The organism is Paraburkholderia madseniana, assembly GCF_009690905.1.
GTDB lineage: Bacteria > Pseudomonadota > Gammaproteobacteria > Burkholderiales > Burkholderiaceae > Paraburkholderia > Paraburkholderia madseniana.
Map to the genome: position 1 here is coordinate 152,295 of NZ_VOSW01000002.1, position 19,208 is coordinate 171,502.

A 19,208-nucleotide genomic window follows, 5' to 3' on the forward strand; every position below is an offset into this window, starting at 1 on the left:
GTGCCGCAGCCTGCGACCCGGAACTGTCGCGATTCGCCTTATAATTCGCGGCACTACCCAATTCAGCCATCATGTCGTCGACTGCCACCCCCTCCTCCAACGCCGCCAGCCTGCTCGCTCCGATCGCCGAAGACATGCAGCAGGTCAATCGCGTCATACGGCACCGTCTGGCGTCCGACGTGATGCTGATCAATCAGATCTCCGAGTACATCATCAGCGCCGGGGGCAAACGGCTGCGGCCCGCGCTACTGCTGCTGGTGGCGGGCGCGCTCGGCGAAACCACCGGGCACCGGCACGAACTCGCCGCGGTGGTGGAATTCATCCACACGGCCACGCTGCTGCACGACGACGTGGTCGACGAATCCGACCTGCGGCGCGGCCGCCAGACGGCCAATGCGCTGTTCGGCAACGCTGCGAGCGTGCTGGTCGGCGATTTTCTCTACTCCCGCTCGTTCCAGATGATGGTCGGCGTGGGCAAGATGCGCGTGATGGAAATCCTGTCAGAGGCGACCAACATCATCTCCGAGGGCGAAGTGCTGCAGTTGCTGAACATGCACGACGCCGACGTGGACGAAGCACGTTACATGCAGGTGATCCGCTACAAAACCGCCAAATTGTTCGAGGCGGCCGCCCAACTCGGTGCGGTGCTGGCAGGGTCGGACGCGAAGACGGAAGCCGCCGCCGCGGAATTCGGCCGCCGCATCGGCACCGCGTTTCAGATCATGGACGACTGGCTCGACTACACGGGCACGGCTGAATCGATGGGCAAGAACGCCGGCGACGATCTGCGCGAAGGCAAACCCACGCTCCCGCTGATTTATCTGATCGAACGCGGCACGCCCGAGCAGTCGGCGCTCGCGCGGGAAGCCATCGAGCAAGGCGGCACGGACCGTTTCGACACCATTTTCGAGGCGATCACGCGTTCCGGCGCGCTGGATCACACGCTCGAGTGCGCGAAGCAGGAAGCGACGGCCGCAGCTGCAGCAATTTCTTCATTTCCGGATTCCATTTTCAAAGATAGCCTGCTAGAATTATGTTCTTACTCGACGGCAAGACAGTCTTGAAAGAGACTGAAACACCGTAGGAGTCCAGTACCAAATCGGGGTGTAGCTTAGCCTGGTAGAGCGCTACGTTCGGGACGTAGAGGCCGGAGGTTCGAATCCTCTCACCCCGACCAGATTTGCCTTGTTAGTTCAAGGCTCGAAAAACCGCCCAGCTTGCTTGGCGGTTTTTTTGTTTTGGGTCGTGATTTTTTGTGCCCCGCCGACGCCTTGCCACAACATACGATTTGTCCCAGTCTTCATAGACCATCCGCGGAGGCGGCTCGCCCAGCCCCCTCTGCTATATTCTCTCCATCCCGTCCCCTATCCTTCACTACGCGTGGAACAACTTCCCTTATGGGCGCAGATCGGCGCCGTCTTTCTGCTGCTTATCTGCTCCAGCTTCTTTTCGATTTCCGAAACGGCGATGATGGCGATCAACCGCCATCGCCTGAAACACCTTGCCAACCAGAATGCGCTCGGCGCAAAGACCACTCAGGGCCTGCTCGCGCACACCGACCAACTGCTGAGCGTGGTCCTGATCGGCAACAATCTGTTCAACACGATCATCCCGGTGCTCACCACCTCGATCGCGCTGCATACCTTCGGCCATAACAATGTGGTGCTGTCGATCGCGACCGGCATCGTTGCGTTCCTGATCATCGTGTTCGCGGAAATCACGCCGAAGATCGTCGGCGCGACGTTCCCCGAGAAGATCGCCCTGCCGGCCAGCCTGCTGATCGCGCCGATGATGCGCGTCGGCAAGCCACTCGTCTGGTTCGTCAATCTGTTCGCGAACACGATCCTGCGCGTGCTGCATATCAATACCAAAGGCGCGCAAGATCAGCGGCTCTCCACCGAAGAGCTGCGCACCATCGTGCTCGAATCGGGCAGCTTCATGCCGACCAAGCACCGCAGCATTCTGTTGAACCTGTTCGACCTCGAAAACATTTCCGTCGACGACGTGATGATCCCGCGCCGCCGCATCGAAGCGCTCGACTTTGACGCACCGTTCGAGCAGATCCTGCATCAGTTGGAAACCTGTTATCACAACAAGCTGATCGTCTATCAAGGCGACATCGACCGGGTGCTCGGCGTGCTCCACGTGCGCAAGACACTGGCTGCGCTGCACAACCAGGAACTGGAGCGCGAGACGCTGCGCGAACTGCTGGCCGAGCCGTATTTCGTGCCGAGCGGCACCCCGGTATTCCAGCAACTACAGTACTTCCAGGAAAGCCGTCACCGCACGGCGCTGGTCGTGAACGAATACGGCGAGTTGCAAGGGCTGGTTACGCCGGAAGACATCATCGAAGAGCTGATCGGCGAATTCACTACGTCGATTCCGCGTAGCGCCAATTCGCGCGGCGGATGGAACGAGAACGGCGAATGTATCGTGGCGGGCAGCATGCCGCTGCGCGAACTGAACCGCTGGCTGCATCTCACGCTGCCGACCGACGGACCGAAAACGCTCAACGGCCTGATCCTCGAGATTCTCGAAGAGATTCCGGACGGCGACGTTTGCGTGCAGATCCGCGAGGTGAAACTCGAAGTGATGCGCAGCGACGACCAGGCGATCCGCACCGTCAAGCTGTTCAAACCGCCCACTCGCACGGGCGCGAAAGCCGTCAAGGCGGCGCGCGGTTAAGGCCTACACGCTGCGCAGCGTCGCACATCGGCTCGAAACGCGCCATTAGCCGATTGGCTGAATGGTGGTGCCTGCGGCGTTACCGGATGATGGAGTCGTCGTGTTCTACAGGCGGCTCATCACCGGTCTCTCATGCAAGATTCTTTTCAACGCGCGGCGTCGTTGCGGCCTGTCGCCGTTGATAGCGAAAGTCCAGCGAAACCCAGACATAACGCCTTTGCGGCCGACACCAGTGCCAGCTCCAACCTCAACTCGAGTCTCCCCGATTCCGACAACGCGCCTGCCGTACGCCTATTGACCGACACCTTGCAGGAGGCAACCCGCCGCAATGCGTCGGACCTGCACATCGAGCCGGCGGAGCACGGCTGGCGCGTGCGTTTGCGTATCGACGGCGTACTGCATGAAATCCCTCAGCCCCCTGCGCATCTGCGCGATGCGTTCATCACGCGCGTGAAGGTGCTGGCGCGCATGGATATCGCCGAGCGGCGCGTACCGCAGGACGGACGGCTGCGTATTGCCACGTCGCCCGGTCGCGTCGAAGACTATCGTGTCAACTCGCTGCCTACGTTGTTCGGCGAAAAGCTGGTGTTGCGCAGGCTCGACGCGTTGCCCACCAATCTTTCGCTCGACTCGCTCGGCCTCGATCCACAGCAACGTGAAGCGGTCGATGCCGCCATTCGCGCGCCGCACGGCCTCGTGCTGGTCACTGGGCCCACCGGCAGCGGCAAGACACTGTCGCTGTATTGCTTCCTGCACATGCTCAACGACGAGGCACGCAATCTGTGCTCGGTAGAGGATCCGGCGGAGATTCAACTGGCGGGTATCAATCAGGTGAGCGTGCGCGAAAAGGCTGGCCTGACATTCGCGGTTGCGCTGCGTGCGTTCCTCCGTCAGGATCCCGATGTGATCATGGTCGGCGAAATCCGTGACGACGAGACCGCCGATGTTGCCGTGAAGGCAGCGCAAACCGGTCACCTGGTGCTGTCCACCTTGCATACGAACGACGCACCTGCTGCTGTCGCGCGCCTGATCGACATCGGCGTCGAGCCTTACAACCTGGCCGCCGCGCTAAGGATGGTGACGGCACAGCGGCTGGTGCGGCGACTCTGCGTTGCATGCCGCGCACCGGCGCCGCAATCGGCAGCGGCGCTGCGAGCAGCGGGCTTCGCCGACGATCGTCTCGACGGCTGGCAACCATTCGCCGCCACCGGATGCGAAGCCTGCCACGGCATCGGCTACCGCGGCCGCGTCGGAGTTCACCAGGTGATGCCGGGCTCCGATGCGATGCGCGAGTTGATCGTGGCACGCGCAGGCACCCATGAGCTGGCCCGGCTCGCGCAAAGTGAACAGGTCGCCACCTTGCGCGACGCAGCCCTGGCGCGTGTACGCGACGGCACGACGAGCCTGACCGAAGCGCTGGCCGCCACCGAGGTCACATGAACGCAGCGACGACTCACCCACCCCCAGCGCCCGAGATGCGCTTCAGATGGCGCGGCGTCGATGCCGACGGCGTACAGAAAACCGGTGCGCTCATTGCGCCGGACGTCAGCACCGCACGAGCCATACTCAAACGCGAAAAGCTGTTTATCGTCGAACTCGCGGCACGCGGGCACGCGCCACGCCCTCAAACCCGCACCACCGACGTCACGGTGTTCACCCGGCAGCTCGCCAGTCTGCTGCGCGCAGGCTTGCCACTCGCGCCTTCGCTGGAACTGCTGGCGCAAGCGGATGGTTCGCGCGGCCAAGGTATGCAGCGGATCGTCGGCGCGCTGGCACGCGACATCACCGGTGGCCTGCGCTTCTCCGCAGCATTGCAACGGCACCCTGCTCAGTTCAACGCGCTGTACTGTCAACTTGTCGAAGTCGGCGAAGCAGCCGGCGCGCTGCCCGCCGTCCTCGCCCGGATCGCGGACGACCGCGAACGCGCCGCCGCGCAGCGTGCCAAGGTGCGCGCGGCGCTCACCTATCCGGTCGCAATCCTGTTGCTTGCGATCGCAATAACCGCCGCGTTGCTGGTTTGGGTCGTGCCGACTTTCAAGCAAATCTTCGACGGCTTCGGCGCGAAACTACCCGCGCCCACGCAGTTCGTGCTGGCCTTGTCAGCGGGTGCCGCGCGCTGGAGCATTCCTCTGGTCGTCACGGTTTTCGCCGCGGGCTCGGCTATGACGTTTCTGCTGCGACGTTCCGAAGCTGCGCGCATTCGGTTCGCCCGCTTATCGCTGACAATGCCGGTCGCCGGTTCGTTGCTGCGCACGTTGTGCGCGGCGCGCTGGAGCCGCGCACTCGGTACCTTGCTGTCGGCCGGCACACCGCTCGCGGATGCGTTCGATTCACTGACTCACGCCACCGGCAACGCTTTCTTCGATCGCGCCACGGTGGAGATCGCCGCCCGGCTGCGGCGCGGCGAACGGCTCGCCGCCGCGATGCGCGCGGCGCACTGCTTTCCACCGGAGGTAGTGCAGCCGGTTGCGGTTGCCGAGGAGTCCGGGGCGCTCGACAGGATGCTGATCGATGTGGCGTCGCTCGCCGATCGTCAGGTAGACGAAAAGATCGGCACGCTCTCGAGCCTGTGCGAACCGCTTGTCATCATCGTGCTGGGCACGCTGGTCGGCGGCCTGGTGATCGCGATGTATCTTCCCATTATTCAACTCGGCAACGTGGTGTAGCATCGCAGCCGAATCCCACCCTTTATATGCAGGCTACCCTTCCGCCCGTGTCAGATACTTCTTCCAGCCTGTTTTCGGGCCTGCTGTCCGGCCACGTCACAACCAGTCTCGGCCTGGCGTTCGGCAGCTTGCCCAACGGCCTGCAGATCGCATTCGCGATCGTGTTCGGTCTGGTGATCGGCAGTTTCCTGAACGTGGTCGTGCATCGGGTGCCGATCATGCTGGAGCGTGCGTGGCGCGAGGAAGTCAGCGAGGCCACCGAACAAGCGCTCGAAGACGACGGCTTGCCCGCCCGCTACAACCTGTGGGTGCCACGCAGTGCGTGCCCTCATTGCGGCCATGTGCTCAGCGCGTGGGAGAACCTGCCGGTGCTGAGCTATCTGCTGTTGCGCGGGCGCTGCTCCGCATGCAAGACACGCGTAAGCCTGCGCTACCCGCTGCTCGAAATCGCCAGCGCCGCCTTCGCGGCCGGGGCGCTCGCGCTGTATGGGCCGACCGGCATGGCACTCGCCGCCTTCGGACTGTGCGCCGCGTTGCTCGCAATGAGCGCGATCGACATCGACACCCACCTGCTGCCGGACTCGATGACGCTGCCGCTCCTGTGGGCCGGCTTGATCGTGAACTTCAACGGCATGTTCGCGAACCTCCACGATGCCGTGCTTGGCGCGATCTTCGGCTATCTGGTGCTGTGGGTCGTGCATTGGCTGTTCCGTCTGGTGCGCGGCGTCGAAGGGATGGGATATGGCGATTTCAAACTGCTGGCGGCGCTCGGCGCGTGGCTCGGCTGGGCGGCGCTACCGCAGATCGTGCTGATCGCGGCGGTCGCTGGCGCGGTGGTCGGCCTCGCGGCGACGTGGCGCGGCCGCATGCGCTTCGAAGAACCCCTACCGTTCGGGCCGTTTCTTGCAGCGGGCGGTGCTGTTACGCTATTTCTCGGCACACCGCTTTATCTGGCGTTGGGAGGCTGAAGCATGTTTGCTGTGGGATTGACCGGCGGCATCGGCAGCGGCAAATCGACCGTGGCTGACCTGTTCGCCGCGCACGGCGTGCCGCTGGTCGACACGGACCTGATTGCGCACCGCATCACGGCGCCGCACGGCATTGCGATGCCGCAGATTGCCGCGGAGTTCGGCGATTCGTTCGTGGCGGCAGATGGTTCGCTCGACCGCGCCCGCATGCGCACGCTGGTATTCAGCGACGACGGCGCGCGCAAACGCCTCGAAGGCATCACGCATCCATTGATTCGTGCGGAGACCGAACGCGAGCAGCGCGAGGCGCAAGGGCCGTACGTGATCGTAGTAGTGCCGTTGCTGGTGGAGTCAGGTAGCTGGAAAACTCGCGTGAATCGTGTGCTGACGGTCGATTGCAGCGTCGAGACGCAAATCTCTCGCGTGATGAGCCGCAACGGCTTTAGCCGCGAACAGGTGCTGGCGATCATCGCCCGCCAGGCGACACGCGAAGCACGCCTCGTCGCAGCCGACGACGTCATCGACAACGACAACGACAACGCGCCGCTCGACGCACTCAAGACGCAGGTCGATGCACAGCATCGCGTCTATCTGTCCCTAGCGAGCGCGTGAGAATACGCTGAACATGGCTTGTAGCGTGCGTGGTTTGCTCAGCCATGCAGCGGCACGCACGCAAAGCACGCGCCAAACCGCCTGAAACACGTGAAAAAAGTTGCGAAAGCGCGCTGAAAAAGTGCGTGATTGCTAGGGTAGTCCCACGGCATTAGAATGTTCTGCATTCCCGTCACCGACCACGCCCGAGGCGAGCCCGCTTGATCCTTTACGAGTATCCCTTCAACGAGCGAATCCGGACGCTATTGCGCCTCGAAGATCTGTTCGAGCGCTTCACGTTCTTTCTGACTCAGGAAGACGCCAGGGAACATCACGTCGCACTGACAACGTTGTTCGAAATCTCAGAGGTTGCAGGTCGCGCGGATCTGAAGTCCGATCTGATGAAGGAGCTCGAGCGCCAACGGCAAACTCTGGCGCCGTTCCGGGGCAATCCGGGGATCGAGCAGAACGCGCTGGAAGCAGTGCTAGGGGAGATCGAGCAGACCTTGTCAGGGCTTTCACAGATGCAGGGTAAGACCGGCCAGCATCTGGCGGACAACGAGTGGCTTGCCAGCATCCGCAGCCGCGCGATCATCCCGGGCGGCACTTGCAAGTTCGATTTGCCTTCGTACTACGCGTGGCAGCAGATCCATCCAGATCAGCGTCGGCAGGATATTGCCAAATGGGTCACGCCGCTGCTGCCGTTGCGCGATGCGGCAACAATCGTGCTGCGCCTCGCGCGCGAATCGGGTCAGGCGTCCAAAGTCATGGCGATGCAGGGCAGCTATCAGCAGATGCTGTCAGGTCGTTCATACCAATTGATGCAAGTACGGGTGGCACCGGAATTGCGGGTGATCCCCGAGGCCAGTGCTAACAAGTACATGCTCTGGGTGCGATTCACGGTGCAGGACGGCGATTTGCGTCCGCGCGCGGTGGATGTCGACGTGCCGTTCCAGCTCACGCTTTGCAGCCTGTAACGCTTGCCCTGTAGAACTGAATCGCGGGGCCGCGTCTTTAAAGCGGCGAAAAATGCCCCTATATTCGTAACTTGTTCCGTTTCCGATTGACTGCCTGACCGTATGCCTACCGTCGTCAAATGCCCCACTTGCGGCAAGGATGTCCGCTGGACTCCAGAAAGCCGCTTCCGCCCGTTCTGCTCTGACCGCTGCAAGCAGACCGACCTCGGCGCCTGGGCCGCTGAGAAGTACAAGATAGGCGGCACGGAGGAAGAAACGCCGTCTGATGAATCACCTGGCGCGGACTACACCCCGCATTGAGCACTGCAGGTTGCAGACGCACACCGCATGCGCGGCGTGTTGCAGTTGCGCAGGACGGCGCTGCGCACGCAGCGCCGTTTAAAACCGCCGATAATTTCCCTAGTTTTTCTCAGCCGCGAGCCATTCCAGCACGGGGATCGTCGCCGGCAACAGTGGCGAGACATCCGCCGGCAGCGCCTGCCACACAAATGCCTGGCCTTCGCGGCCGTGCGGTTCGCCGGACCACTGCGTGACCTTGCAGAAGAACAGCCGCACGTAGGCGTGCGGGTAATCGTGTTCGAGCGTGTGCCAAAGATGGCTCGTCTTGACGTCGATACCCAGTTCCTCGTGCAGCTCGCGGGCTAGCGCGGCCTCGACCGACTCGCCCGCTTCCAGCTTGCCACCCGGAAACTCCCAGTACCCCTCGTACGGCTTGCCTGCCGGGCGCTGCGCCAGCAGATAGCGTCCATCCGGCTGAATCAGCACGCCGACGGCGACTTCAGTCACCGGGCGGCCAGCCACGTTCTTCTGCGCATCGTTCATGCCGGGGTCTTCCGTCCTGACCAGTCGCGAGCGAATTGCCACGCGACGCGCCCGGAGCGTGAACCGCGCTCCAGCGCCCACACCAGCGCATCGCCGCGCGCCGCTTCGACTTCCGCGTCGTCGCAGCCGAAATGGCGAAGCCAGTGGCCGATGATCGACAGGTAGTCGTCCTGCTTGAACGGATAGAAGCTGACCCACAGGCCGAAGCGCTCGGACAGCGAGATCTTTTCTTCGACCAGTTCGCCCGGATGAATCTCGCCGTCGGCCATGTGCTTGTACGTCTCGTTGTCGCTCATGTACTCGGGCAGCAGATGGCGGCGGTTGGACGTTGCGTAGATCAGCACGTTGTCTGACTGCGCAGCGATCGATCCGTCGAGCGCGACCTTCAGCGCCTTGTAGCCCGACTCGCCATCTTCGAACGACAGGTCGTCGCAGAACACCACGAAGCGCTCAGGCCGCTGCGCGATCAGATCGACGATGTCGCCCAGATCGTGCAGATCGTCTTTATCCACTTCGATCAGGCGCAGGCCGTCTTTCGCATAGGCGTTCAGGCAAGCCTTGATCAGCGACGACTTGCCCGTGCCGCGCGCACCCGTCAGCAGCACGTTGTTGGCCGGCTGCTTACGCACGAACTGAAGCGTGTTCTGCTCGATCAACCCTTTCTGGCGATCGATGTTTTGCAGGTCGCCGAGCGTGATCGACGAAATGGCGGGCACGGGCTGCAGATAGCCGCGCCCCTGGCGCTTGCGCCAACGAAAGGCGACCGCCGCCGACCAGTCGATCTCCGGTTCGGCGGGAGGAAGCATCGCTTCGAGGCGGACGAGTACGGCTTCTGCCCGGGTCAGAAACTTTTCGAGTTTGTCCATGGCTGTAAGGTAAGCGGCCAAAACGCCGCGCAATAAACCTGGTTACGAACGATAGTCGGCGTTGATGCTCACGTAGTCGTGCGACAGATCGCAAGTCCAGATCGTGGCTTGCGCATTGCCCCGGCCGAGTACGACGCGAATGCCGATCTCGCTCTTTTTCATGACGCGCTGGCCGTCTTCCTCACGGTAGGCCGGATTGCGGCCGCCGGCAGTGGCGACCAGCACGTCGTCCAGATACAGATCGATCTTGCCGACGTCGAGATCGTCCACGCCTGCATAGCCGATGGCCGCGAGAATGCGGCCGAGATTCGGATCCGATGCATAGAAGGCCGTCTTCACGAGCGGCGAGTGGCCGATCGCGTACGCGATCTGGCGACATTCGCCGACGCTCGAGCCGCCTTCGACATGCACGGTCATGAATTTGGTCGCGCCTTCGCCGTCGCGCACGATCAGTTGGGCGAGGGTCTGTGCGACTTCGGTCACCGCGTCGCGCAGCGCTGCATAAGCGGGCGAATCGGTGGACGTGATCGCCGGCAGGCTCGATTTGCCCGAGGCGATCAGGATGAAAGAATCGTTGGTCGACGTATCGCCGTCGATCGTGATGCAGTTGAACGAGCGGTCCGCCACGTGCTTGACCAGTGCGTCGAGCACCGGTTGCGCGACGGCGGCGTCGAACGCGAGGAAGCCGAGCATGGTCGCCATGTTCGGCTTGATCATGCCGGCGCCCTTGCTGATACCGGTGAGCGTGACCGTGTGGCCGTCGATCGTGACCTGACGCGAGGTGGCTTTCGGCAAGGTATCCGTGGTCATGATCGCCTGGGCGGCGTCGTACCAGTTGGCTTCCTTGCGGTTCGCCAGCGCGGCAGGCAGACCGGCCTTCAGACGATCGACCGGCAGCGGTTCCAGAATCACGCCCGTCGAAAACGGCAACACCTGTTCCGGCGCGATGTCCACGAGGCGCGCGAGCTCAACGCAGGTTTCGCGCGCGGCCACGAGGCCAGGTTCGCCCGTGCCCGCGTTCGCGTTGCCCGTGTTGATCACCAGCGCACGAATCGGCTTGCCGCCCGCGCGCACGCGCTCCAGATTCTCGCGACACACCGTGACGGGTGCGGCGCAAAAACGGTTCTGTGTGAACACGCCGCCTACCGCCGCGCCTTCGCCAACGGAAATGACCAGCACGTCCTTGCGGTTCGGCTTGCGGATATTCGCCTCCGCCCAGCCCAGCGTGACGCCGGCGACAGGGTGAAGTTGAGCGGGATCGATCGAGGGGAAATTGACAGCCATGGTCGCGACCTGTCGAAGAAAATGCCGGCGTGGCGCCGGCATCGAGGGATCGGTAACTGATGGCTCGAGCCTGTAGCCGAACCACCGCGAAATCATCAACAAAACATCGTGTAAAACGAAGCGGCGCGCTTAAAGCGCGCCGCTTTCGGCATTATGCGATCTTGCCGTGACACTGCTTGTACTTCTTGCCGCTGCCGCACGGGCACGGGTCGTTACGGCCCACCTTCGGCACGTTGTCCACGCTCACGTCCGACCCAATGGCGTGCGAGGCGCCGTGGCTCATCGCGTCGCCGATCATGGCGGCGGTAGCCGCTTCCGCAGCGGCAGGCGCTGCTGCTGCCGCTTCGGCGAATTCGGCGTGACGGAACTCGACGTTTTCGAGGTGGCTGCCTTGCTCTTCGAGTTGCTCGGCGGCCTGTTCCAGCTGTTCCGGCGACTGGATCTGCACGTTCATCACCACCCGAGTGACTTCGAGCTTCACGGCGTCGAGCATCGCGGCGAACAGTTCGAACGCCTCGCGCTTGTATTCCTGTTTCGGATTCTTCTGCGCATACCCGCGCAGATGGATACCCTGGCGCAGGTGGTCGAGCGCGGCCAGATGTTCGCGCCAGCTACGGTCCAGCGTTTGCAGCATGATTGAGCGTTCGAACGCGCTGAACGATTCGCGGCCGACCTGTTCAACCTTCGATTCGTACGCTTCGTCCGCGGCGGCTTCGACAGCTTCGAGAATCTCGTCCGCGCTGATCGAGTTCGACTCGTTGATCATTTCCTGGATCGCGAGGTCGAGCTGCCATTCGTTGCGCAGCACTTCCTCCAGCTCGGGCACGTCCCACTGCTCTTCGATGCTGCCGGCCGGCACGAACTGGTGAACGATATCGGCGATCACGCCGCCGCGCATCGCGCCGATCGTTTCGGTGATGTCGTTCGCTTCGAGCAATTCATTGCGCTGCTGATAAATCACCTTGCGCTGGTCGTTCGACACATCGTCGTATTCGAGCAATTGCTTGCGAACGTCGAAGTTGCGCGCTTCAACCTTGCGCTGCGCCGATTCGATCGAACGCGACACGATGCCCGCCTCGATCGCTTCGCCTTCCGGCATCTTCAGGCGGTCCATGATCGCGCGCACGCGATCGCCCGCGAAAATGCGCAGCAGCGGATCTTCCAGCGACAGATAGAAACGCGACGAACCCGGGTCGCCCTGACGGCCGGCACGGCCGCGCAACTGGTTGTCGATCCGGCGCGACTCGTGACGTTCGGTGCCGATGATGTGCAGACCGCCCGCGGCCTTCACCTGATCGTGCAGCGCCTGCCATTCGTCGTGCAGCTTCTGGATACGGCGTTGCTTCTCGTCTTCAGAAAGCGTTTCGTCCTTTTCGATGAAGGACGCCTGTTTTTCGGCATTGCCGCCGAGCACGATGTCGGTACCGCGACCGGCCATGTTCGTGGCGATCGTGACCCGCTTCGGACGGCCCGCTTCCGCGACGATCTCGGCTTCACGCGCGTGCTGCTTGGCGTTCAGCACTTCGTGCGGCAACCCGGCCTGCTTCAGCAGATGCGAGAGCAGTTCCGAGTTTTCGATCGAGGTCGTGCCGACCAGCACCGGCTGACCACGCTCGTGGCAATCGCGGATGTCGCGGATCACCGCGTCATAGCGTTCCTTGGCGGTCTTGTAGATCTGATCCTGCTTGTCGATCCGCTTCGGCGGACGGTTGGTCGGGATCACGACCGTTTCGAGACCGTAGATCTCGTTGAATTCGTACGCTTCGGTGTCGGCCGTGCCGGTCATGCCGGACAGCTTCGCGTACATACGGAAGTAGTTCTGGAACGTGATCGACGCGAGCGTCTGGTTCTCGCTCTGGATCTTGACGTGTTCCTTCGCCTCGACAGCCTGGTGCAAGCCATCCGACCAGCGGCGGCCCGACATCAAACGGCCGGTGAATTCGTCGACGATCACGACTTCGCCGTTCTGCACGACGTAGTGCTGATCCTTGAAGAACAGCGTGTGCGCGCGCAGTGCGGCGTACACGTGGTGCATCAGCGTGATGTTCTGCGGCGCGTACAGGCTTTCGCCTTCGCCAATCAGGCCCCATTCGGCGAGCAGACGCTCAGCCTTTTCGTGGCCCGATTCCGTCAGGAAGACCTGGCGGCCTTTTTCGTCCAGCGTGTAGTCGCCTGGTTTTTCGACGCCGGTGCCGTCCGCTTTCTCTTCGCCGATCTGGCGTTCGAGCAACGGCGGCAGCGCATTCATGCGCACGTAGAGTTCGGTATGATCTTCGGCCTGGCCGGAGATGATCAGCGGCGTGCGGGCTTCGTCGATCAGGATCGAGTCGACCTCGTCGACCACCGCGAAATTCAGGGCTCGCTGCACACGCGCATCGGTCTCGTAGACCATGTTGTCGCGCAGGTAGTCGAAGCCGAATTCGTTGTTGGTGCCGTAGGTAATGTCAGCGGCGTACGCTTCCTGCTTCGCGCCGTGATCCATCTGCGACAGATTGATGCCGACCGACAGACCGAGGAAGTTGTACAGACGCGCCATCCATTCGGCGTCGCGCTGGGCCAGGTAATCGTTGACGGTGACGACGTGCACGCCACGGCCGGACAGCGCATTCAGGTACACCGGGAGCGTAGCGACGAGCGTCTTGCCTTCGCCGGTGCGCATTTCGCCGATCTTGCCGTAGTGCAGGACCATGCCGCCGATCAACTGCACGTCGAAGTGGCGCATTTTCAGCGTCCGCTTGCTGGCCTCGCGGCACACCGCGAAGGCCTCCGGCAGGAGCTTGTCGAGCGACTCGCCGCTCGCGACGCGCTGGCGGAATTCACCCGTTTTGGCGCGCAGTTGATCATCCGTCAATTGCTCGATCTGCGGCTCGAGCGCATTGATCGCCGTGACGGTCTTTTGATATTGCTTGACTAGCCGCTGGTTGCGGCTGCCAAAAATCTTCTGTAGAAAACCGGTGGTCATCGGATCGGTGTCTGCGTCGCGGCTTCGGCTGGTTCGCGGCGTGCAGTTCATGCACGTGCGCTCCGGGGTCGGAAGGGCCTCGGCGGCTTAGTCCAAGAGTGAATTCGAATCGCGCATTTTAGCACGCGCCCCCGCCCGCGCCTGTGTCAGCCGTGCGACGCCGGCAAGGCACAGAAAGCCCGCCGCAGCGACGTCCGACGGTACGCATTGAGGCGGGTCCGCGTGCATCCCGCGCGGTACAATCGCGGCGTGAACGCACATAGGGTGCGAACGCGCCGTCACTATCGAACATGAGCCGTATTCCGTCCTTTTCAAGGCCGCCGCCCAAGCAGTTCAAAGCGCGCCGCCCGCAGCCCGTCGCCGAAGTGCTGAATCGCACCGACGCATTCGTGGCCCTGCGCGCGGGCGTCGAGCAAATTGCGGCGCTGGAAAAGGATTTGCGCGAGCTGCTGCCGGACTATCTGGCCACGAGCGTGGAGCCCAGCTTTATCAAGGAAGGCGTGCTGGCCCTTTTTGCCGCGCACAATGCGCTGGCCGCCCGCCTGCGCCAGATCGAGCCGAGGTTGCTGTCGGATCTGCAGCAGCGTGGCTGGCCGGTCAATGCGCTAAGGATTCGCGTGCGGCCGCAGCCTTTGAAGGAGCCGCCGCCGGTCAAACAGGCGCGCATGACGCCGGTCGGCGCGGACGCGCTGCACGCGCTCTCCCAATCGCTCGCGCCCTCGCCGCTGCAGGAAGCTTTGGCGAAAATGGCAGCGCGGCATCGGAGAAATCGCTGAACAAAAAAATAAGCGGCCCAGAAGGGCCGCTTATTTTTCATCCATTCGTTTCGGACATTTCAGCCGAAGGCGCTACACAAATTACGCAAATGCCGTCTGCGTTTCGTACGCGAAGCCGCGTGGCGCCTTCTGCGTATCGTCGAACGTGACGATTTCGTACGCATCTTCATGCGCCAGCAACTCGCGCAGCAGCGCGTTGTTCAGGCCGTGGCCCGACTTGTATGCCGTGTACGAAGCCAGCAACGGATGGCCGACCACGTACAGATCGCCGATCGCGTCGAGCATCTTGTGCTTCACGAATTCGTCGTCGTAACGCAGGCCGTCGTTGTTCAGAATGCGGTATTCGTCCAGCACGATGGCGTTATCCATGCTGCCACCGCGCGCCAAACCGAGTTCGCGCATCATTTCCACTTCATGCGCAAAGCCGAACGTACGCGCACGGGCGATTTCCCGCACATACGACGTATTGGCAAAATCCACTTCCAGCGCCTGGCCGGTTTTATCCACAGCCGGGTGACGGAAATCGATGGTGAATTTGAGCTTGAAACCGAAATACGGATCGAGACGCGCGAATTTATCGCCGTCGCGAATTTCAACCGGCTTGGTGACCTTGATGAATTTCTTCGGCGCGTTCTGCTCTTCAATACCGGCCGACTGAATCAGAAACACGAACGAACCCGCACTGCCGTCCATGATCGGAATTTCTTCAGCGGTGACGTCGATATAAAGATTGTCGATGCCGAGGCCTGCGCATGCGGACATCAAATGCTCGATGGTCGACACGCGCGCGCCGTCTTTCTGCAGTACGGAAGCCAGACGCGTATCGCCAATCGCCATCGCCGACGCAGGGATATCCACCGGCGTGGGCAAATCCACCCGCGAAAACACAATGCCGGTGTTCGCCGCCGCCGGGCGGAGCGTCAGTTCGACCTTGCGGCCGGAGTGCAGGCCGATGCCGACTGTCTTGACGATTGATTTGATAGTGCGCTGCTTCAACATGGTGATCTTCTATTCGATTGAAAATCCCAATCGGGACTTTTTATTCCATAGCGCGAAGTATACTCCAATACCCTAAGGAGCGTCGTTACACGGAACGTATCAATCTGTTTCGCTGCATTACCCAAAGCGCGCCCGTCAGGGAAAGCGTGACGGGCCGATGTCCGGAACGGAGGCGTTTCCGGTCATCGGCCCGAGTAACGGCCCGTCACAAAAGCGTCTTATGCGCCGTTGCCCTGATACAACGCGGTAACCGCGCAGGCTCGAGGCAAAGGCATCGAACGCAATCGTGCCTAGCTCAACGTAGCGAGGATACTCCCTGCATCGCTGACTTCGAATTTGCCGGCAGCCTCGACGTTCAACGTCTTGACCACGCCGTCGTCGACAACCATCGCGTAGCGCTGGGAACGGATTCCCATGCCGCGCGCCGACAAATCCTGCTCAAGACCGAGCGCCCGCGTGAAAGCCGCACTGCCATCCGCCATCATGCGCACCTTGCCCGAGGCGTGCTGATCGCGTCCCCACGCGCCCATTACGAACGCGTCGTTGACGGACACGCACCAGATCTCGTCGATGCCAAGCGCGCGCAACTGCTCGGCGTGCTCGACGTAACTCGGCACATGTTTGGCTGAACAGGTCGGCGTGAACGCACCGGGCAACCCGAAGATCACCACGCGCTTACCCGCCGTCTGCTCGCGCACGTCGAAGCTGTTAGGCCCCAGCGTGCAACCCGCCCGCGTGTCTTCGACGAACTCGAAGAGCGTCGCGTCGGGCAGCTTTTCACCTGCTTGAATCATGCTCAGTCCCTTGCATCGATGCGAAGTACGTTCGCACGTCGTCGTGTCGCAGTGAATTTCAGCATCTGCCTAACTGCAGGCTCCGCCATCCGGCGACAGTTGCCCCATCCGCTTCGCGAATCCGAAGAGGGCACTTGTCCTTGCCGCGAATCAGACGATACGCGGCTTGTTCGCCGTTCACCCGCCACGCTCGTGCATTCGTCCGCCAGTGCTACGCAAGCAGCACCGCAACGAAAGCCTGCTCGTGCGCTCAGTCCGCCTGCTTGCGCAGGAATGCCGGAATGTCGTACGTGTCGACGCCCTTTTCCTGCAGCGCCTGCACGTGCGAAGCCGCCGTATCGCGCGACGTGCGCCACACAGCCGGCGTATCCAGCGCGCCGTAATCCGCCGTGCTTGCGTGCGACTGCGACGGTGCGTAAGCAGCGTGCGCGCTGATCGGCTGATTGTCCGTGCCGGTGCGCAGCAGCGTCATCGGTGCCGATTGCTGCTTCTTCGCCGCACGGCCCAGACCCGTTGCCACGACCGTCACGCGCAGCGCGTCGCCCATTGCATCGTCGTACACCGCGCCGAAAATCACGGTTGCGTCTTCAGCAGCATAGCTCTTGATGGTGTTCATCACTTCGCGCGTTTCCGACAGACGCAGCGAACGGCTCGACGTGATGTTGACCAGCACGCCACGCGCGCCCGACAGATCCACCCCTTCCAGCAGCGGGCTGGCCACAGCCTGCTCGGCAGCCAGACGCGCGCGATCGACGCCGGCAACCGTCGCCGTGCCCATCATCGCCTTGCCCTGCTCGCCCATCACCGTCTTCACGTCTTCGAAGTCGACGTTCACCAGACCGTCGACATTGATGATTTCCGCGATACCGGCAACTGCGTTGTTGAGAACGTCGTCTGCGCACTGGAAGCACTTGTCCATCTCGGCGTCATCGCCCATCACCTCGAACAGCTTGTCGTTCAGAACGACGATCAGCGAGTCGACGTGATCCTCCAGTTGCTGCGAACCAGCTTCTGCCACGCGCATGCGCTTGCCGCCTTCGAATTCGAACGGCTTGCTGACCACGCCAACAGTCAAGATACCCATTTCCTTGGCGATCTGCGCGACCACCGGTGCTGCGCCCGTGCCCGTGCCGCCGCCCATACCGGCGGTGATGAACACCATGTGCGCGCCACGCAGTGCGTCGGCGATGCGCTCACGTGCTTCTTCTGCTGCGGCGCGGCCCATTTCCGGCTTGGCGCCAGCGCCCAGACCCGTGTTACCGAGCTGGATCACCGCGGAAGCGCGCGAACGCGACAGAGCCTGCGCGTCCGTGTTCATCACGATGAAGTCGACGCCTTGCACGCCTTTGTTGATCATGTGCTGAACGGCATTGCCGCCAGCGCCACCTACTCCGATCACCTTGATGATGGTGCCGTTCGTTTCGGTTTCCAGCATCTGGAATTCCATGTTGCCTCCGTCAAGATAAAAAATTGCAGCCACTTCGGCCGTTATTCGGCAGGAGATCGGGCAACCTCCTGTCGCGCGCCAGCCGCCGGCACCAGCGCGTATTTACGTAAAACCGTTCGAAAAGCGAATTCGTTAGAAGTTGCCGAGGAACCAGTCTTTCATTCGCGTGAAGACCTGACCCATCGACCCCGACTGCACAGCGACCTTGCGGCCGCGCATCCGTTGCGAGCGTCCTTCGAAGAGCAGACCCATCGCCGTCGAATAACGCGGGTTACGCACGACGTCAGCGAGACCGCCCGCGTATTCCGGCACGCCAATTCGCACCGGCTTCAGGAAAATGTCCTCGCCGAGTTCGACCATGCCGAGCATCATCGACGCGCCGCCGGTCAGCACCACGCCGGAGCTAAGCAGTTCCTCGTAACCCGACTCGCGCACCACCTGCTGCACGAGCGAAAACAGTTCTTCGACCCGCGGCTCGACCACCGCCGCCAATGCCTGACGCGACAGCGTGCGCGGACCGCGCTCGCCGAGACCCGGCACTTCGATCATTTCGTCCGGATCGGCCAAGGCTTGCTTTGCAATGCCGTAGTCGACCTTGATGTCTTCCGCGTCCGGCGTCGGCGTGCGCAGCGCCATCGCGATGTCGCTGGTGATCTGGTCGCCGGCGATCGGAATCACCGCCGTGTGACGAATCGCGCCTTCGCTGAAAATCGCAATATCAGTCGTGCCGCCGCCGATATCGACCAGCACCACGCCGAGTTCTTTTTCGTCTTCCGTCAGTACCGCGAGCGACGAAGCCAGCGGCTGCAGGATCAGATCGTTCACTTCGAGCCCGCAACGGCGCACGCACTTCACGATGTTCTGCGCCGCGCTCACCGCACCGGTGACGATATGCACCTTCACTTCCAGGCGGATGCCGCTCATGCCGATCGGCTCGCGCACATCTTCCTGACCGTCGATGATGAATTCCTGCGTCAGGATATGCAGCACCTGCTGATCGGTCGGGATGTTGATCGCCTTCGCCGTCTCGATCACGCGCGCGACGTCTGTCTGCGTGACTTCCTTTTCCTTGATCGCCACCATGCCGCTCGAATTGAAGCTGCGGATATGGCTGCCGGCGATCCCGGTAAATACGTTCGTGATCTTGCAATCGGCCATCAGCTCGGCTTCCTCGAGCGCGCGCTGAATGGACTGCACGGTGGCTTCGATGTTCACCACCACGCCCTTCTTGAGCCCCTTCGATTCGCTCTGGCCGAGGCCGATCACCTCGTAGTGGCCCTCGCCCTTCAACTCGGCGACGATAGCCACTACCTTCGACGTCCCAATGTCGAGGGCGACCAGCAGATCTTTATAGTCTTTACTCATAGCGTG

17 protein-coding genes and 1 tRNA gene are annotated in these 19,208 nt (G+C 62.2%); 10 read left to right on the forward strand and 8 right to left on the reverse strand.

Features of this window, described 5'->3' with window-relative positions; genetic code table 11:
* The first annotated feature begins 71 nt into the window (after positions 1-71).
* The 9 genes from FSO04_RS02230 (at position 72) to FSO04_RS02270 (ending at position 8,187) form a co-directional block, all read left to right on the forward strand.
* Positions 72-1,064, forward strand: coding sequence for a polyprenyl synthetase family protein (locus tag FSO04_RS02230; protein WP_154558141.1), 993 nt, complete (start codon positions 72-74; stop codon positions 1,062-1,064).
* A gap of 36 nt (positions 1,065-1,100) precedes the next feature.
* Positions 1,101-1,177 (forward strand) — tRNA-Pro (locus FSO04_RS02235).
* A gap of 203 nt (positions 1,178-1,380) precedes the next feature.
* Positions 1,381-2,685, forward strand: coding sequence for an HlyC/CorC family transporter (locus tag FSO04_RS02240; RefSeq protein ID WP_171926738.1), 1,305 nt, complete (start codon positions 1,381-1,383; stop codon positions 2,683-2,685).
* A 132-nt stretch (positions 2,686-2,817) separates the two neighbouring features.
* A complete protein-coding gene (locus FSO04_RS02245) occupies positions 2,818-4,125 on the forward strand; it encodes a GspE/PulE family protein (protein ID WP_154558142.1) in 1,308 nt (435 codons plus the stop codon).
* Positions 4,122-5,351, forward strand: coding sequence for a type II secretion system F family protein (locus tag FSO04_RS02250; RefSeq protein ID WP_154558143.1), 1,230 nt, complete (start codon positions 4,122-4,124; stop codon positions 5,349-5,351). Before FSO04_RS02245 ends, FSO04_RS02250 begins: the two co-directional genes overlap by 4 nt.
* A gap of 26 nt (positions 5,352-5,377) precedes the next feature.
* Positions 5,378-6,319 carry a prepilin peptidase gene (locus FSO04_RS02255; protein ID WP_154558144.1) on the forward strand — a complete coding sequence of 314 codons (942 nt, stop codon included), beginning with the start codon at positions 5,378-5,380 and terminating at the stop codon, positions 6,317-6,319.
* Between the two features lie 3 nt (positions 6,320-6,322).
* Entirely contained in the window at positions 6,323-6,931 is a 609-nt protein-coding gene (gene coaE / locus FSO04_RS02260) for a dephospho-CoA kinase (RefSeq protein ID WP_154558145.1), read from the forward strand.
* A 200-nt stretch (positions 6,932-7,131) separates the two neighbouring features.
* Positions 7,132-7,887, forward strand: coding sequence for a cell division protein ZapD (gene zapD / locus FSO04_RS02265; protein WP_030100922.1), 756 nt, complete (start codon positions 7,132-7,134; stop codon positions 7,885-7,887).
* Positions 7,888-7,989: 102 nt separating this feature from the next.
* Positions 7,990-8,187 (forward strand): DNA gyrase inhibitor YacG, encoded by a 198-nt coding sequence (locus tag FSO04_RS02270; RefSeq protein ID WP_154558146.1) that lies wholly within the window; start codon positions 7,990-7,992, stop codon positions 8,185-8,187.
* A gap of 99 nt (positions 8,188-8,286) precedes the next feature.
* On the opposite strand, the gene FSO04_RS02275 is transcribed toward FSO04_RS02270, so the two are convergent.
* From FSO04_RS02275 to secA, 4 genes are all read right to left on the reverse strand, one after another.
* On the reverse strand, positions 8,287-8,709 hold the full coding sequence (locus FSO04_RS02275) for an NUDIX domain-containing protein (protein WP_154558147.1): 423 nt from the start codon (positions 8,707-8,709) through the stop codon (positions 8,287-8,289).
* Entirely contained in the window at positions 8,706-9,575 is an 870-nt protein-coding gene (locus tag FSO04_RS02280; RefSeq protein WP_154558148.1) for an ATP-binding protein, read from the reverse strand. The genes FSO04_RS02275 and FSO04_RS02280 overlap by 4 nt, the downstream gene beginning before the upstream one ends.
* Positions 9,576-9,617: 42 nt before the next feature.
* Entirely contained in the window at positions 9,618-10,859 is a 1,242-nt protein-coding gene (gene argJ, locus FSO04_RS02285) for a bifunctional glutamate N-acetyltransferase/amino-acid acetyltransferase ArgJ (protein ID WP_154558149.1), read from the reverse strand.
* A gap of 151 nt (positions 10,860-11,010) precedes the next feature.
* Entirely contained in the window at positions 11,011-13,821 is a 2,811-nt protein-coding gene (gene secA / locus FSO04_RS02290) for a preprotein translocase subunit SecA (protein WP_154558177.1), read from the reverse strand.
* A 290-nt stretch (positions 13,822-14,111) separates the two neighbouring features.
* Here secA and FSO04_RS02295 point away from each other — a divergent pair, with 290 nt between their 5' ends.
* Positions 14,112-14,597 (forward strand): DciA family protein, encoded by a 486-nt coding sequence (locus FSO04_RS02295; RefSeq protein WP_054040773.1) that lies wholly within the window; start codon positions 14,112-14,114, stop codon positions 14,595-14,597.
* Between the two features lie 81 nt (positions 14,598-14,678).
* Here the strand turns inward: FSO04_RS02295 and lpxC are convergent, their stop codons facing one another.
* The 4 genes from lpxC to ftsA all read right to left on the reverse strand — a co-directional run bounded on the left by lpxC (position 14,679) and on the right by ftsA (position 19,202).
* On the reverse strand, positions 14,679-15,596 hold the full coding sequence (gene lpxC, locus FSO04_RS02300) for a UDP-3-O-acyl-N-acetylglucosamine deacetylase (RefSeq protein WP_097390468.1): 918 nt from the start codon (positions 15,594-15,596) through the stop codon (positions 14,679-14,681).
* A 290-nt stretch (positions 15,597-15,886) separates the two neighbouring features.
* Positions 15,887-16,390, reverse strand: coding sequence for a peroxiredoxin (locus FSO04_RS02305; RefSeq protein ID WP_154558150.1), 504 nt, complete (start codon positions 16,388-16,390; stop codon positions 15,887-15,889).
* Between the two features lie 250 nt (positions 16,391-16,640).
* Entirely contained in the window at positions 16,641-17,837 is a 1,197-nt protein-coding gene (ftsZ, locus tag FSO04_RS02310) for a cell division protein FtsZ (RefSeq protein WP_054040778.1), read from the reverse strand.
* 132 nt (positions 17,838-17,969) lie between these two features.
* Positions 17,970-19,202, reverse strand: coding sequence for a cell division protein FtsA (gene ftsA, locus FSO04_RS02315; protein WP_074282118.1), 1,233 nt, complete (start codon positions 19,200-19,202; stop codon positions 17,970-17,972).
* Between the last annotated feature and the right edge of the window lie 6 nt (positions 19,203-19,208).

Coding starts and splice junctions, on each gene's coding strand:
- FSO04_RS02245 (WP_154558142.1), top strand. CDS start 2,818: ATGCAAGATTCTTTTCAACGCGCGGCGTCGTTGCGGCCTGTCGCCGTT.
- coaE (WP_154558145.1), top strand. CDS start 6,323: ATGTTTGCTGTGGGATTGACCGGCGGCATCGGCAGCGGCAAATCGACC.
- FSO04_RS02280 (WP_154558148.1), bottom strand. CDS start 9,575: ATGGACAAACTCGAAAAGTTTCTGACCCGGGCAGAAGCCGTACTCGTC.
- FSO04_RS02230 (WP_154558141.1), top strand. CDS start 72: ATGTCGTCGACTGCCACCCCCTCCTCCAACGCCGCCAGCCTGCTCGCT.
- FSO04_RS02305 (WP_154558150.1), bottom strand. CDS start 16,390: ATGATTCAAGCAGGTGAAAAGCTGCCCGACGCGACGCTCTTCGAGTTC.
- argJ (WP_154558149.1), bottom strand. CDS start 10,859: ATGGCTGTCAATTTCCCCTCGATCGATCCCGCTCAACTTCACCCTGTC.
- ftsA (WP_074282118.1), bottom strand. CDS start 19,202: ATGAGTAAAGACTATAAAGATCTGCTGGTCGCCCTCGACATTGGGACG.
- FSO04_RS02250 (WP_154558143.1), top strand. CDS start 4,122: ATGAACGCAGCGACGACTCACCCACCCCCAGCGCCCGAGATGCGCTTC.
- secA (WP_154558177.1), bottom strand. CDS start 13,821: ATGACCACCGGTTTTCTACAGAAGATTTTTGGCAGCCGCAACCAGCGG.
- ftsZ (WP_054040778.1), bottom strand. CDS start 17,837: ATGGAATTCCAGATGCTGGAAACCGAAACGAACGGCACCATCATCAAG.
- FSO04_RS02275 (WP_154558147.1), bottom strand. CDS start 8,709: ATGAACGATGCGCAGAAGAACGTGGCTGGCCGCCCGGTGACTGAAGTC.
- FSO04_RS02295 (WP_054040773.1), top strand. CDS start 14,112: ATGAGCCGTATTCCGTCCTTTTCAAGGCCGCCGCCCAAGCAGTTCAAA.
- FSO04_RS02270 (WP_154558146.1), top strand. CDS start 7,990: ATGCCTACCGTCGTCAAATGCCCCACTTGCGGCAAGGATGTCCGCTGG.
- FSO04_RS02255 (WP_154558144.1), top strand. CDS start 5,378: ATGCAGGCTACCCTTCCGCCCGTGTCAGATACTTCTTCCAGCCTGTTT.
- lpxC (WP_097390468.1), bottom strand. CDS start 15,596: ATGTTGAAGCAGCGCACTATCAAATCAATCGTCAAGACAGTCGGCATC.